This window comes from Agrobacterium sp. RAC06 (assembly GCF_001713475.1).
Lineage (GTDB): Bacteria > Pseudomonadota > Alphaproteobacteria > Rhizobiales > Rhizobiaceae > Allorhizobium.
Window position 1 is genome coordinate 2,717,973 of record NZ_CP016499.1, and the last position, 14,536, is coordinate 2,732,508.

The 14,536-nt window shown below is 61.6% G+C and carries 15 protein-coding genes; 11 read left to right on the forward strand and 4 right to left on the reverse strand.

Annotated features, from left to right (window positions below; genetic code table 11):
* Nucleotides 1-360 precede the first annotated feature (360 nt).
* From BSY240_RS13125 to dnaJ, 7 genes are all read left to right on the forward strand, one after another.
* Nucleotides 361-807, forward strand: coding sequence for a MarR family winged helix-turn-helix transcriptional regulator (locus BSY240_RS13125; RefSeq protein WP_054149410.1), 447 nt, complete (start codon nucleotides 361-363; stop codon nucleotides 805-807).
* A gap of 106 nt (nucleotides 808-913) precedes the next feature.
* Nucleotides 914-2,302 (forward strand): dipeptidase, encoded by a 1,389-nt coding sequence (locus tag BSY240_RS13130; RefSeq protein ID WP_054149514.1) that lies wholly within the window; start codon nucleotides 914-916, stop codon nucleotides 2,300-2,302.
* A gap of 316 nt (nucleotides 2,303-2,618) precedes the next feature.
* Nucleotides 2,619-3,077 carry a YbaK/EbsC family protein gene (locus tag BSY240_RS13135; protein ID WP_069042604.1) on the forward strand — a complete coding sequence of 153 codons (459 nt, stop codon included), beginning with the start codon at nucleotides 2,619-2,621 and terminating at the stop codon, nucleotides 3,075-3,077.
* A 185-nt stretch (nucleotides 3,078-3,262) separates the two neighbouring features.
* Nucleotides 3,263-5,488 carry a transglycosylase domain-containing protein gene (locus BSY240_RS13140; protein ID WP_069042605.1) on the forward strand — a complete coding sequence of 742 codons (2,226 nt, stop codon included), beginning with the start codon at nucleotides 3,263-3,265 and terminating at the stop codon, nucleotides 5,486-5,488.
* Nucleotides 5,489-5,778: 290 nt separating this feature from the next.
* A complete protein-coding gene (gene dnaK, locus BSY240_RS13145) occupies nucleotides 5,779-7,692 on the forward strand; it encodes a molecular chaperone DnaK (protein ID WP_069042606.1) in 1,914 nt (637 codons plus the stop codon).
* Nucleotides 7,692-8,162, forward strand: a complete 471-nt coding sequence (locus BSY240_RS13150; protein ID WP_054149406.1) for a hypothetical protein — start codon at nucleotides 7,692-7,694, stop codon at nucleotides 8,160-8,162. The genes dnaK and BSY240_RS13150 overlap by 1 nt, the downstream gene beginning before the upstream one ends.
* 4 nt (nucleotides 8,163-8,166) lie before the next feature.
* Entirely contained in the window at nucleotides 8,167-9,321 is a 1,155-nt protein-coding gene (gene dnaJ / locus BSY240_RS13155; protein ID WP_069042607.1) for a molecular chaperone DnaJ, read from the forward strand.
* A 68-nt stretch (nucleotides 9,322-9,389) separates the two neighbouring features.
* On the opposite strand, the gene BSY240_RS13160 is transcribed toward dnaJ, so the two are convergent.
* Nucleotides 9,390-9,641 (reverse strand): hypothetical protein, encoded by a 252-nt coding sequence (locus BSY240_RS13160; RefSeq protein WP_236759253.1) that lies wholly within the window; start codon nucleotides 9,639-9,641, stop codon nucleotides 9,390-9,392.
* Between the two features lie 98 nt (nucleotides 9,642-9,739).
* Between BSY240_RS13160 and BSY240_RS13165 the strand changes: the two genes are divergently transcribed.
* Nucleotides 9,740-10,354 carry a TetR/AcrR family transcriptional regulator gene (locus tag BSY240_RS13165; RefSeq protein ID WP_069042609.1) on the forward strand — a complete coding sequence of 205 codons (615 nt, stop codon included), beginning with the start codon at nucleotides 9,740-9,742 and terminating at the stop codon, nucleotides 10,352-10,354.
* On the opposite strand, the gene BSY240_RS13170 is transcribed toward BSY240_RS13165, so the two are convergent.
* Together BSY240_RS13170 and BSY240_RS13175 are read right to left on the reverse strand one after the other, a co-directional pair.
* A complete protein-coding gene (locus BSY240_RS13170) occupies nucleotides 10,348-10,557 on the reverse strand; it encodes a SlyX family protein (RefSeq protein ID WP_054149513.1) in 210 nt (69 codons plus the stop codon). The genes BSY240_RS13165 and BSY240_RS13170 overlap by 7 nt on opposite strands.
* A gap of 79 nt (nucleotides 10,558-10,636) precedes the next feature.
* The gene (locus tag BSY240_RS13175; protein WP_069042610.1) at nucleotides 10,637-10,924 is read right to left on the reverse strand and encodes a hypothetical protein; all 288 of its coding nucleotides are present in this window, start codon (nucleotides 10,922-10,924) and stop codon (nucleotides 10,637-10,639) included.
* Between the two features lie 161 nt (nucleotides 10,925-11,085).
* On the opposite strand from BSY240_RS13175, the gene recF reads away from it, so the two are divergent.
* The 3 genes from recF to BSY240_RS13190 are packed head-to-tail and all read left to right on the forward strand — an operon-like array spanning nucleotide 11,086 to nucleotide 13,487.
* Nucleotides 11,086-12,213 (forward strand): DNA replication/repair protein RecF, encoded by a 1,128-nt coding sequence (gene recF, locus BSY240_RS13180; RefSeq protein ID WP_054149401.1) that lies wholly within the window; start codon nucleotides 11,086-11,088, stop codon nucleotides 12,211-12,213.
* 42 nt (nucleotides 12,214-12,255) lie between these two features.
* Nucleotides 12,256-13,014: a molybdopterin-synthase adenylyltransferase MoeB gene (locus BSY240_RS13185; RefSeq protein WP_069042611.1), complete on the forward strand. Its 759-nt coding sequence runs from the start codon at nucleotides 12,256-12,258 to the stop codon at nucleotides 13,012-13,014.
* On the forward strand, nucleotides 13,011-13,487 hold the full coding sequence (locus BSY240_RS13190; protein ID WP_069042612.1) for a GNAT family N-acetyltransferase: 477 nt from the start codon (nucleotides 13,011-13,013) through the stop codon (nucleotides 13,485-13,487). The genes BSY240_RS13185 and BSY240_RS13190 overlap by 4 nt, the downstream gene beginning before the upstream one ends.
* Before the next feature lie 6 nt (nucleotides 13,488-13,493).
* Here the strand turns inward: BSY240_RS13190 and BSY240_RS13195 are convergent, their stop codons facing one another.
* Nucleotides 13,494-14,498, reverse strand: a complete 1,005-nt coding sequence (locus BSY240_RS13195; protein ID WP_054149512.1) for a 2-hydroxyacid dehydrogenase — start codon at nucleotides 14,496-14,498, stop codon at nucleotides 13,494-13,496.
* Nucleotides 14,499-14,536 lie beyond the last annotated feature (38 nt).

A 14,536-nucleotide genomic window follows, 5' to 3' on the forward strand; every position in this document is an offset into this window, starting at 1 on the left:
CAGCCCTTTATCATTGGATCACCGACGGATCACGGGTAAACCATCACGAAAAGCTTACCGATTTGTAATCCCGTCTTCCCTTGAAAAACCACATTCCAGATCACAAATCCTAGTCATCGGCGCCTGATCACGCCGTAGTCTGAAAGAGGCTCGTCCCCCGCCGCTTCAGACTCGGGCAAAGGCCTTATCCCCCTCTCCGGGCCTTTGTCCCCATATTCCGGAGCCGTCGTGGCAGTCCCCCCGCCTAACGCCACGGCGGCTTCCGTTCCCCTCGCATGAAAACCCAAAATTAGTCAGCCTCGGAAATGGATCGCATGCGATCATTCCCGAACGACGAACCACGACGACGTGTCGAGCGCCATGGCCAATGACCGTACGATCCCCGACCGCTCCGAGTCCGCCACTTGGCTGGCGAGCCAGCTTGCGCGCGGGTTCACACGGGCGCTGCAGGCACGGGCGGCCAAGCTCGGCTTCTCCCCGGGACAATTCCCAATTCTGCTCGAGCTCTGGGAAGAAGAAGGGTTGACGCAGAGGCAGCTGCTCGACCGGGTCGATGTCGAACAGGCGACGATCGCCAATACGCTCGCCCGGATGGAGCGCGACGGGCTGATCGAGCGACGCGTTCACCCCAAGGACAGACGCGCGCAGCAGATCTTCCTGACCGACAAGGCGCGGGACATGCGCGAGGAAGCAATGGCTGCCGCCGAAGCGGCGGAGCAGGCTATCTTCCAGGGTTTCCGGCGTTTCGAGAAGGAATTGCTGAAGGAATACATCCGCTGGGCGATCGCGAATGCCCGCAAGCTGTGAGCAGATATTGATGCGCAGTTGAGAAAAAATCGCGGTCAGAACGCCTCGAAACATCAGGAGCTTTGGTCTATCGTCCGCCGCACTTTCAAATTTGCAGGACATGACCATGACCGATCTCTCCCCCATCCTCGCCAAGGCCGACGAGGCCCTGCCGCAGAGCCTCGAACGGCTGTTCGATCTCGTGCGCATTCCCTCGATCTCGACGGATCCGGCCTACAAGGCCGATTGCCGCAAGGCCGGCGAGTGGCTGGTATCCGTACTCACCGAGCTCGGCTTCGATGCCTCGCTGCGTGATACGCCCGGCCATCCGATGGTGGTCGCCCATCACGCAGCTGAAACGGCCGACGCGCCGCATGTGCTGTTTTACGGTCATTACGATGTACAGCCGGTCGATCCGCTCGACCTCTGGGAAGACGATCCCTTTGCGCCGGCGATCAAGGAGAAGGATGGCCGCAAGGTCATCACCGGTCGCGGCACATCCGACGACAAGGGTCAGCTTTTGACGTTTGTTGAAGCCTGCCGCGCCTACAAGGCGGTGAAGGGTTCGCTGCCGGTCAAGATCACCATCCTGTTCGAGGGCGAAGAAGAATCCGGCTCGCCGTCGCTCAAGCCCTTCCTCGCTGCGAATGCCGATGAGCTGAAGGCCGACTTCGCGCTGGTCTGCGATACCAGCATGTGGGATCGCGAGACGCCGGCGATTGCTGCGGCCCTGCGTGGCCTCGTCGGCGAAGAAGTCACCATCATCGCTGCCGACCGCGACCTGCATTCGGGTCTCTTCGGCGGTGCAGCGGCCAACCCCGTTCATATCCTGACGAAGATCCTTGCCGATCTGCATGACGAAACCGGCAAGGTCACCCTTCCGGGCTTCTACGAAGGTGTCGAGGAGACCCCCGCCAACATCAAGGCATCCTGGGAGAGCCTGGGGCGGACGGCGGAAAGCTTCCTCGGCGAGGTGGGCCTGTCTGTCCCGGCGGGTGAAAAGGGCCGTTCCGTGCTGGAGCTCACCTGGGCGCGGCCGACGGCGGAAGTGAACGGCATTATCGGCGGCTATACCGGCGAAGGCTTCAAGACCGTGATTGCTGCCAAGGCCTCTGCGAAGATTTCCTTCCGCCTCGTCGGCACCCAGGATCCGGCCAAAGTGCGCGAAAGCTTCCGCGCCTTTGTACAGGCCCGCATTCCCGCCGACTGCAAGGTCGAGTTCCATGAACATGGCGGCTCGCCGGCCATCCAGCTCTCCTATGATTCGCCTGAACTGACCAAGGCGAAGAACGCACTGTCGGATGAATGGCCGAAGCCGGCCGTGATCATCGGTATGGGCGGCTCGATCCCGATCGTCGGCGATTTCCAGAAGATGCTCGGCATGGATTCGCTGCTGGTCGGTTTCGGCCTGACCGACGACCGCATCCATTCGCCGAACGAGAAGTATGACCTCAACTCGTTCCACAAGGGCATCCGCTCGTGGATCCGTATTCTTGACGCGCTCGCAAACGGCTGAGGCCAGAAAAGCAAAAAGGCCGGTCAAAAACCGGCCTTTCCTTTACGCTTCTACGCTTGCCTGCCAGTACATCCGTGGTCAGGGACGGAAACGTGCCATTCGATGTCTCGGATGTTGGCCCACCTTCGTGAACCGCATCCCGGATCTAGATGATCGCTCTGGATGCTTAACAACCGGTTAAGCGTTTTGAAGTTCCTGAAACAGGATCTCCGCAAACGCTCTATCGCATGGTGATCCAGAGATGGGGATGCTCGACTGCCCTTTCAAGAGGCAAGGGCGCTTGAAAAGCGGATGTGGCTGCGGATAGAGTTTCATCATGAGCCTCGAATCCGTCCGACAGTTCTTCCGGGAAAACGCACCCGACATCTCCGTCATCGTCACCGAAGCAAGCTCCGCCACCGTGGCGCTTGCGGCCGAAGCGCATGGCGTCGAGCCGGACCAGATCGCCAAGACGATATGCCTGAGGATCGGCGAAGACGTCGTGCTCGTGGTCACAGCTGGCACGAAGCGTCTGGACAATCGCAAGTTCAAGGATCGTTTCGGCGTGAAGCCGCGCATGCTCGATGCCGAAGCCGTGGTCGAGGCGACGAGCCATCCTGTCGGCGGAGTATGCCCCTTCGGCCTGCCCTCGCCTCTCAAGGTCTATTGTGATCTCTCGCTCCGGGCCTTCGACGAGGTGGTTCCGGCCGCAGGTGCGACGAATGCTGCGGTGAAGATTGCGCCGGAGCGCATGAGGTCACTGGTCGATGGCGTCTGGGCAGATCTCTGCCAGTAGCTTCACGCCTCGTTCAGAGCTTGTTTACCGGACTTTAACCACCCCTTAAATCGCCGCAATTACTGTGCAATTGCGCGATCATCGGCTCGACGAGAGTAGATGATCGTCCGAGATTTCTTGAAGCCATTTCCGCGCCTGTCTTCCTTTGGCAGCGCATAACGAGCATCTGGAGCAAGATCACCGCAATGGTGAGCAGAGGCAAATCCCGCGACCGTATTGAACCGAGCTTCGGCGACGAGCGCGAGGACGAGGATTTCCGTCTGGATGCAGATGATCGCGTCATCGGTGGCCGGCCGGTACGCGCCGGTGGCAAGAAGACGGCGGGTTCGGCGAAGCGCGGCAAGTCCGGCAACCAGAAGAGCCGGAAAGCGAAAAGCAGTGGCGGCGGATTCGGGCTTGGAAAGCTGATCTACTGGGGTTTCGTGCTGTCTATCTGGTGTGGCATCGGCGTGGTGGGTCTGGTCGCCTACTATGGCTCGCAGATGCCGAGCGCCAGCAGTTGGTCGATCCCCGAGCGCCCACCGAACATGAAGATCGTGTCCGTCGAAGGTACCGTGATCGCCAATCGTGGCGCGACCGGCGGGGAGGCCCTACCGCTCGAGGAAATGTCGCCGTTCATTCCGCAGGCGGTGATGGCGATCGAAGACCGGCGCTTTTATTCGCATTTCGGCGTTGACCCGTTGGGGCTTGCGCGCGCGATCGTGACCAATGTGACGAATGGGCGGGCGGTGCAGGGTGGCTCGACGCTGACGCAGCAGCTGGCAAAGAACCTTTTCCTGTCTCCGGAGCGCACAATCGAGCGCAAGGTGCAGGAAGTGCTGCTCGCCTTTTGGCTTGAGCAAAAATACACCAAAGACCAGATCATGGCGATGTATCTGAACCGGGTGTTTTTCGGCTCGAACGCCTATGGCGTCGAAGCGGCATCGCGGCGTTATTTCAACAAGTCGGCCCGCGACGTGAACCTCGGCGAGGCCGCACTTCTGGCAGGGTTGCTGAAGGCACCGTCCCGGCTCTCGCCGGCGCGCGATCCGGAGGCGGCCGAAGCGCGTGCCCAGGTCGTTCTGCAGGCGATGCTCGAAGAAGGCTACATCACCGCCGACGAGATCAAGACCGCCATGTCGCAACCGCCGACCAAGGCCAAGCGCTACTGGAGCGGCGCAGGCCAGTATGTCGCCGATCTGGTGCGCGACGAGGTGACATTGCTGATCGGCAAGGTGACCGAAGACATCGTGGTCGAGACGACGATCGACATGACGCTGGAGAAGAAGGCCGAGGCCGCACTGACGGAATCACTTGCCGCCGAGGGCGATAAGGTCAATGCCTCGCAGGCAGCCCTCGTTTCCATCGACGGGACCGGTGCTATCCGGGCGCTTGTCGGCGGGCGGGACTATGCCGAAAGCCAGTTCAACCGGGCGGTCAAGGCAAAGCGCCAGCCCGGCTCGGCGTTCAAACCCTTTGTCTATGCCGCTGCGGTGGAGAACGGCTTGCGTCCGACTTCGGTGCGCAACGATGCACCGATCCGCATCGGCTCCTGGACGCCTGAGAATTATGACCAGAAGTATCGGGGACAAGTGACCGCGACTCAGGCACTTGCCGAATCGCTGAACACGATAGCCGCTCAGTTGGTCATGGAAGTCGGACCCGATCAGGTGATCAAGGTCGCGCACCGGATGGGTATCGAATCGGAGTTGCAAAAGAATGCTTCAATCGCGCTCGGCACCTCGGAAGTCTCGCTCCTCGAACTGACGGCCGCCTATGCGCCCTTCATGAATGGCGGCTACAAAGCGACGCCGCATATCGTTCGGCGGATCTCCAAGGCCGATGGCACACTGCTCTACGAGAACAATTATCTCGAGCCGCCGAAGGTGCTCAACGACGGAGTGGTCGCTGCGATGAATGCGATGATGCGCGATGTCATCGATCATGGCACGGGAAAGAATGCACGGCTAGCCGGATGGGAAGCGGCGGGCAAGACGGGCACGACGCAGTCCTTCCGCGACGCGCTGTTCGTTGGCTATACGAGCAATCTGACCACGGGCATCTGGTTCGGCAATGACGACGGACAGTCGATGAAGAAGGTGACCGGCGGAGGGCTTCCTGCCAAGGCCTGGCATGATTTCATGACAGCGGCGCATCAGGGGCTTGCGCCGGCCCCGCTGCCGGGTGGTGACTTCATCGAGCCGGCGCCGGCGGAAGATCCGATGACAATCGGCACGATCATATCAGACGTCTTCCAGGGTGGCGGTGAAGAGCGGTATTCCGGCGATCCCGTCTATGCCGAAGACTATCCCGCAGGTGCTGTTCCCTCACAGGATGTGACTGGTTCGGCAGGCCCCATACCGCCGGCCGAGGTCGGCGGAGGGCAAGGCACGCGCAGAACCACTCTGCTCGACTTGATCCTGGGACAATAAGGGCCACATGAGGACGGCGAGATGCCGTCGGCCTGACGCAAGGCCGCGACTCTAGTATAGCCGGTCTGTCAAGGACCGAGGGGTGCGGCAAAGCCCATGAAAACGCTGCACCAATCTGTTCTTTTTTACGGGTTTCCAGCGGATTTCCAGCCTTGCAGTCAGAAATTCCGCTTCTTATATACGCGACATAACCGCAGCGGCGCTGCAGTGTATCCCAGACCATCCACGTCGAGGGGCTGTCAGGAATGCCTGATTGGGGTTCCGACGGCCTGCTTCAAGGAGAATATGACATGGCAAAAGTAATCGGTATCGACCTTGGAACGACCAATTCCTGCGTCGCCGTCATGGACGGCAAAGATGCAAAGGTCATCGAGAATTCGGAAGGCGCACGCACCACGCCGTCCATGGTGGCGTTTTCGGACGATGGCGAACGCCTCGTCGGCCAGCCGGCCAAGCGCCAGGCGGTCACCAACCCGACCAACACCCTGTTCGCCGTCAAGCGTCTGATCGGTCGTCGCTACGAAGATCCGACCGTCGAGAAGGATAAGGGCCTCGTGCCGTTCCAGATCGTCAAGGGTGACAATGGCGACGCCTGGGTCGAAGCACAGGGCAAGGGTTATTCCCCGTCGCAGATCTCTGCCATGATCCTGCAGAAGATGAAGGAAACGGCAGAAGCCTATCTCGGCGAAAAGGTCGAAAAGGCCGTCATCACCGTTCCCGCATACTTCAACGACGCGCAGCGCCAGGCCACCAAGGATGCCGGCCGCATTGCCGGCCTTGAAGTTCTGCGCATCATCAACGAGCCGACGGCTGCAGCACTTGCCTATGGTCTCGACAAGACGGAAGGCAAGACCATCGCCGTCTACGACCTGGGTGGTGGTACCTTCGATATCTCGGTTCTGGAAATCGGCGACGGCGTCTTCGAAGTGAAGTCGACCAATGGCGACACCTTCCTCGGCGGTGAAGACTTCGACATGCGCCTCGTCGAATATCTCGCAGCCGAGTTCAAGAAGGACCAGGGCATCGACCTGAAGGGCGACAAGCTGGCCCTGCAGCGCCTGAAGGAAGCCGCCGAAAAGGCCAAGATCGAGCTGTCGTCCTCGCAGCAGACCGAAATCAACCTGCCGTTCATCACGGCAGATGCCTCCGGTCCGAAGCACCTGACGATGAAGCTGACCCGCGCCAAGTTCGAAAGCCTGGTCGACGACCTCGTCCAGCGTACGATTGCACCGTGCAAGGCAGCCCTCAAGGATGCCGGCGTCTCTGCAGCCGATATCGACGAAGTCGTTCTCGTCGGCGGCATGAGCCGCATGCCAAAGGTCCAGGAAGTCGTGAAGCAGCTGTTCGGCAAGGAGCCGCACAAGGGCGTCAACCCGGATGAAGTGGTTGCTCTTGGCGCCGCCATCCAGGCCGGCGTTCTGCAGGGCGACGTCAAGGACGTGCTGCTGCTCGACGTAACCCCGCTGTCGCTCGGCATCGAAACGCTCGGTGGCGTCTTCACCCGTCTGATCGATCGCAACACGACGATCCCGACGAAGAAGAGCCAGACCTTCTCGACCGCCGAAGACAACCAGCAGGCCGTCACCATCCGCGTATCGCAGGGCGAGCGCGAAATGGCGCAGGACAACAAGCTGCTCGGCCAGTTCGACCTGGTCGGTCTGCCGCCGTCGCCGCGTGGCGTTCCGCAGATCGAAGTCACCTTCGATATCGACGCCAACGGCATCGTCCAGGTTTCGGCCAAGGACAAGGGCACCGGCAAGGAACAGCAGATCCGCATCCAGGCCTCCGGTGGTCTCTCCGACGCCGACATCGAGAAGATGGTGAAGGACGCCGAAGCCAATGCCGAGGCCGACAAGAAGCGTCGCGCCGTCGTCGAAGCCAAGAACCAGGCTGAAAGCCTCATTCACTCCACCGAAAAGTCGGTCAGCGAGTATGGCGACAAGGTTTCGGAAACGGATCGCAAGGCGATCGAGGATGCGATTGCGGCCCTCAAGGGCGCCATCGAAGCCTCCGAGCCTGATGCAGACGACATCCAGGCCAAGACCCAGACCCTCATGGAAGTTTCCATGAAGCTGGGCCAGGCCATCTACGAGTCCCAGCAGGCCGATGGCGGTGCAGACGACGCAGATGGTGGCAAGGACGACAACGTCGTTGACGCCGACTACGAAGAAGTGAAGGACGAAGACGCGAAGAAGTCGGCTTGATGCAGGGCCACTTCGGACGCCGTTCCAAGACCTGGCTGGCCTTCGGGCCAGCCGCATTTTCGTTGATTCTGGCGACTGGTGCCGTGGCACAGGACAGGGGACAGGTCAGCGCCGTTCACCGCCAGGTGAGCGCCGCCGAGGCCAAGGTGGCCAAGGCGATTTCCGCGAAGGACAGCAATTCCCTTTCCCGCATCGGCAACGATCTCGGCAAGATCATCGAATCGGCGCTTCAAAGGCGTGAGAACGGTGGCGAAGTCTCGTCCTGCGACATGGCTGCGCATTCGCTGGCCTTTGCGGCGGTGACGTCCGCAGACGGACTGATTAGCAATGGCGAAGCACGCACGCTTCTGATGCAGGATGCGATCTTGGCTGCGTCCGACTTCCAGAAAGACATGCAGGCCTGTGACAAGCAGGCCGGCAAGGCGACGGGCAGCCACACGAGCGTTGGGAAAGCTTTGAGAGCTTTGTAAAACCATGGCAAAAGCAGATTTCTACGAGACCCTCGGGGTTGGCCGGACGGCGGACGAGAAGGAGCTGAAGAGCGCCTTCCGCAAGCTGGCCATGAAATACCACCCGGACAAGAACCCGGGTGACGATGAGGCGGAAAAGAAGTTCAAGGAACTCAACGAGGCCTATGAAACTCTGAAGGATCCGCAGAAGCGTGCGGCCTATGACCGCTTCGGCCACGCCGCCTTCGAACAGGGCGGCATGGGCGGTGGCGGCTTTGGCGGCGGCGGCGGCGGATTTGCCGGTGGCGGCTTCTCCGACATATTCGAGGACATCTTCGGCGAGATGATGGGTGGCGGCCGCGGCGGGCGTGCCCGATCGACCGGCGGTCGCGAACGTGGTGCAGACCTGCGCTACAACATGGAAATCAGTCTCGAAGAGGCCTTTACCGGCAAGACTGCGCAGATCCGGGTTCCGACCTCTATCACCTGCGATGTCTGCACGGGTTCGGGCGCCAAGCCCGGAACGCAGCCGAAGACCTGCACGACCTGTCAGGGCTCCGGTCGCGTACGCGCGGCCCAGGGCTTCTTCTCGATCGAGCGCACCTGCCCGACCTGTCACGGTCGTGGCCAGACGATCTCAGACCCTTGCGGCAAGTGCCACGGCCAGGGCCGCATCACCGAAGAGCGTTCGCTTTCGGTCAGCATTCCCTCTGGTATCGAGGACGGCACGCGCATCCGCCTGCAGGGCGAAGGCGAAGCCGGACTTCGCGGTGGCCCTTCGGGCGATCTCTACATCTTCCTGTCGGTGAAACCGCACGAGTTCTTCCAGCGTGACGGGGCGGATCTCTATTGCTCCGTGCCGATCTCGATGACGACGGCGGCACTGGGCGGAACCTTCGACGTGGTGACGCTGGATGGGACTAAGTCGCGTGTGACGGTTCCGGAGGGCACCCAGCCCGGCAGGCAGTTCCGCCTCAAGGGCAAGGGCATGCCGGTTCTGCGCTCGACGCAGGTCGGTGACCTCTACATTCAGATCCAGATCGAGACGCCGCAGAAGCTGACCAAGCGTCAGCGCGAGCTGCTGCAGGAGTTCGAACAGCTGTCGTCGAAGGAAAACAACCCGGAATCGACGGGCTTCTTTGCCCGGATGAAGGATTTCTTCGATACGCTCAGCGACTGAGCGAGCGATCGTCAGAGACAAGATTTGCAAGGGGCGGTCTGAAGGGGGGCCGCCCCTTTTGCATGAGGTCAGGCCAGCAGACGCGGCTGGCGCAGGATGAACCAGGCAAAGTGCCTGTGGATCGCGGGTGCGATGCCATAGACGATTGACAGCACCATGATCGGCGCCAGAAGTGCCGTGCGAGCCCAGATCGGCCAGCCTTCGGTCAGCGGCATGAGGACGTAGAGAATGCCGGTGACGAAGGGATAGATGACGAGCAGCATGAGCAGGGCAAGCCGATGCTTGGACGGTGTTGGGCGGGATGCAGACGAAGTGGACATGGGAGGCTCCATAAGAACGGTACGTTCCGTTTATATTGAAACGGGCCGTTTCGTTCAATAGATTTTTCTGGTAGGGGAATGGCAGAGGAGTACAGACTGTGACGACAACTGCACCTGACATCACAAAGCGTACATCGATCGGTGCGCAGCGGAACCCGGCCAGCGAGGACGCCATCCTGACGGCAGCGGCCGAGATCCTGCGCGAGGGCGGGTTGTCAGCCTTCTCGATCGAAGCGGTGGCACGACGGGCCAAGGCCGGAAAGCCGACGATCTATCGCTGGTGGCCTTCGAAGGCAGCGCTGCTTCTCGATGTGTACCACCGGCAGAAGGGCGAGACCTTCTATCCTGATACCGGAAACGCACGCGGCGACCTGATCGCCTTTCTTGAGACGTTGCTCGGCTTCTGGCAGAGGAGTGGCGGCGAGGTCTTCCGCTCGATCATCGCCGAGGCACAGAGCGATCCGGCGGCTCTGGAGGCGCTGCGCGACTACGCAGTGACGCGCTGCCGGGCAAGCGGCGTGATCCTGGAGCGGGGCGTGGCGCGCGGTGATATCCGCTCCGGCCTCGACATCCCACTCGTCATGGAACTGTTCTCGAGCTTCTGCTGGCAGCGGCTGCTGACCGGTCGGCTCAACCCGTCTCGCGATCAGATAGCACACATCGTCGATGCCGTGCTGACCGGCTTTGCGACGACGGGTCGTGACGCTCAGTAATGCGGCGGGCGGGTGATGGCCGGGGCTTCCAGGCCCTGCTCTTCCAGGGACAGGAAGCGCTCCGTGAGCCGATCCAGCTTGGCCCGGGTCTGTTCGACCACCTTCCATTGCTCGGTCAGCTGGTCCGACAGTTCCTCGATGACCCGCGTCTGATGGGCGACGGTCTCTTCCAGACGCGTGATGCGCTCGTCCTGCGTGTCCATGATCTTCTCCATCGTCTCTCAAGCGGCCTAGATGCCGCAAGACGGACGCCCCGTCAAACGTGGCGCTGAAGGGATCGGATCAGCGCTGCTTCTTCTTGCGATACGGCATGGTCATGACGGCAGAGGCGGTCACGGCTGCGGCAAAGATCAGCGCCAGCGGCACGGCCATCATGACCGTCGGAAGCACGGGGTGGCTGGAGCGCGAGAGCGAGGTGCCAAGGCCGCCGAGGTCAAGCCAGACGATGGCAAAAGCGACCAGGAAACCGATTGCTGCACCGAGCGATGCGTTGAGGGCAAGAAAGCCGAGCATCTCCCAGTGGTCGCGTCGGGCTTCTTCGGGCGTGAGATCATCGGAATGCAGAGACATGGCCTGGCTCCAGAGCGGCGGCAATAACGTAAAACTAACGCGTCTGAAAAAGAGTTCCATGTCGCCAAGCGCCGCACACCTCGGCAAGTTCCAGAAAGCGCGCTTGCGCCTTGCCTTCACGACACATTCGGCCTAGCTCAAGGCGACAGCGAATCCGACCGATGACCCAGAAGACACAGATCCAGCGGCTCAAACTCACAGACTTCCGCAACTATGCGCAGGCAGGCCTTGCGCTGGACGGACGGCATGTGGTGCTGGTCGGCGACAACGGGGCCGGCAAGACCAACTTCATGGAAGCGATCTCCTTCCTCTCGCCCGGGCGTGGCCTGCGCCGTGCGGTGCTCTCTGACATTCCGCGTATTGGGGCCTCCGGAAGCTTCACCGTCTTTGCCGCCATTGACGGCATGGCTGGCGAGGCCGATATCGGCACCGGCACAGAGACCACGGAGGAAGGCAACCTCGTCCGGCGTCTCCGGATCAATGGCGGCCCGGCAAAGTCGGTCGACGAACTCACCGACCACCTGCGCATCCTCTGGCTGACGCCGGCCATGGACGGGTTGTTCACCGGCTCCTCTTCCGATAGACGCCGTTTCCTCGATCGGTTGGTCCTCTCCCTCGACCCAGCGCATGGACGACGAGCCAGCGATTTCGAGCGCGCCATGCGCAGCCGCAACAAGCTGCTTTCGGAAGGGCGCTTCGATCCGACCTGGCTGTCCGGCATCGAGCAGCAGATGGCAGCGCTGGGCGTTGCCATGGCGGCCGCACGGCGCGAGATGCTGGGATTGCTCTCCGGCCTGATCGAGGCGGACAGGGAAACCTCCGCCTTTCCATCGGCCTCCCTCGCCCTGACCGGCTTTCTCGATGATCTGGCTGATCTACCCGCCTTCGAATTCGAGGAACGCTACATCGAGATCCTCGCACAATCCCGCCATCGGGATGCGGCAGCCGGCCGGACTTTGGATGGTCCGCACCGCGCCGATCTCATGGTCCGACATATCGAAAAGGACATGGACGCCGAGCGCTGCTCGACGGGGGAGCAGAAGGCTCTCCTGATCGGGCTCGTACTCGCCCATGCCCGGCTGGTGGCGACCATGACGGGCTTTGCGCCGATCCTGCTGCTCGACGAGATCGCCGCGCATCTTGACGAGGGCCGGCGAGCATCGCTCTTTGCCCGCATCGATGCACTCGGCGGCCAGGCTTTCATGACGGGCACGGACAAGGCAATGTTTTCTGCACTGGGCGACCGGGCGCAGTTCGTGACGGTGACAGACGGTGAGATCGATGCGTGAGCGCGCTTTTCATCTTCATGTTCGGGTGGCAAGGTAGCGCCCATGGACCCGCTCTCGCCCGAAGAACTCTCCCGCTATCATCGCCATATACTGCTGCCAGAAGTCGGCGGCCATGGACAGCAACTGCTGAAAGCCGCACGCGTGCTGGTGATCGGCGCTGGCGGGCTCGGCTCGCCAGTGCTGCAGTATCTGGCAGCGGCCGGCGTCGGCACGCTCGGAATCGTTGATGACGACGGGGTGTCGCTCTCCAATCTCCAGCGGCAGGTGATCCACGACACGGGAACGCTTTCGGAGAAGAAGTCGGAGAGCGCGGCGCGGGCCATCGCACGGCTCAATCCGCATTGCCGCACGGTTTCCTACGAAGAGCGATTCGACGCCGCATTCGCCCGGGATCATCTCTCCCGCTTCACGCTGCTGATCGACGGCTCCGACAATTTCTCGACGCGCTATGCGGCAGCGGATGCTGCGGAACTTGCGAAGGTGCCGCTGGTAACGGGGGCCGTCGGGCGCTTCGACGGAACTGTGACAGTGTTGAAACCCTATGAGAGCGGGCCGGACGGGGTAGCGTATCCGCGCTATACCGATCTCTTCCCCGAACCGCCGCCAGAGGGTTTGATCCCAGCCTGTGCAGAAGCCGGTGTCATCGGCGCGCTAACGGGTGTCATCGGCACCCTGATGGCCATGGAGGCGATCAAGGTGATCACCGGGATCGGCGAGCAATTGGTCGGACGGCTGTTGATGTATGATGGGCTTGCGGCCCGTTTCGATACCATCCGCTACAAACGCCGGGCAGGAACATGAGCATCGTCATCCGTCAGATTGATCCGAGCTATTCGCAGTACGAGGAACTGCTGGCGCTGATCATGGCGTCCTTCGCCTATATGGACGGCGTCATCGACCCTCCCTCCTCCGCGCATCGCCTGACCATCGCCTCCCTCACGGACAAGGCCCGTGACGAAATCGCACTGATCGCAGAGATGGACGCGAACCTCGTGGGCTGCGCCTTTCTGCGTCCCGAACCGGATTTTCTCTATCTCGGCAAACTCGCGGTTGCCGCAGAGGCGCAAGGCAAGGGGATCGGCGGACGTCTGCTGGCGGAGGGCGAGGCGATCGCCCAACGCTTAGGCAAACAGGCGCTGCGGCTAGAGACCCGGATCGAACTGACCGGCAACCATGACCGGTTCGGCGCCTGGGGGTTCGTCAGAACCGCCGAGAGAAGCCATGCCGGCTATGACCGCCCGACCTATATCGAGATGCAGAAGCGACTGACCTGACGCGGCTCAGTTGCGGTTCGGCAGCACCCTGTTCGGCGGGCGGTGGCCGTCGAAATAGGTTCTGATATTGATGATGACCTTGTCGCCCATATCGATGCGGCCTTCGATCGTCGCCGAACCAGTATGCGGTAGGAGCACCACCTTGCCCTCGTTGGCGAGCTTCACCAACTTCGGGTTGACTGCTGGCTCGTTCTCGAACACGTCGAGACCCGCACCGGCGATCTTGCCGGCACGTAATGCCTGGACCAGCGCGTCCTCGTCGATGATGTCGCCACGGGCGGTGTTGACGACGTAGCTTGTCGGCTGCAGCAGGGCGAGGCGACGGGCCGAGAGCAGGTGAAAGGTTGCCGGCGTCGAAGGGCAGTTGACCGAAACGATGTCGACGCGGGCGAGCATCTGGTCGAGGCTGTCCCAATAGGTCGCCTCCAACTCGTCCTCGGTCGCCGGACTGACCCGCTTGCGGTTGTGATAATGGATCGACAGGCCGAAAGCCTTGGCACGGCGGGCCACGGCAGTGCCGATGCGGCCCATGCCGATGATGCCGATGCGCTTGCCCCAGATTCGGCGTCCGAGCATCCAGGTGGGCGACCAGCCCTCCCATTCGCCAGGCTTGTCCATCAGCACGCGCGCGCCTTGAACGAGACGGCGCGGCACGGCGAGAATGAGCGCCATGGTCATGTCGGCCGTGTCTTCGGTCAGAACGTTCGGCGTGTTGGTGACGGTGATGCCCTTTTTCGCGGCGGCATCGATGTCGATATGATCCGTACCGTTCGAGAAGCTGGCGATGAGCTTCAGTTGCGGGCCGGCTTCGGCAATCAGGGTTGCATCGATTCGGTCGGTCACGGTCGGCACAAGCACGTCTGCCGATTTGACGGCGGCGATCAATTCTTCGCGCGTGCGAGGTTTGTCATCGACATTCAATTCCGCATCGAAGAGCTCGCGCATGCGCGTTTCCACGGCATCGGGCAGTTTCCGCGTGATATAGACCTGGGGTCTTTTCCTGTTCGTCATGGGCCGCATCGATGCCTTCTTCAGAACTCGTTAACCAA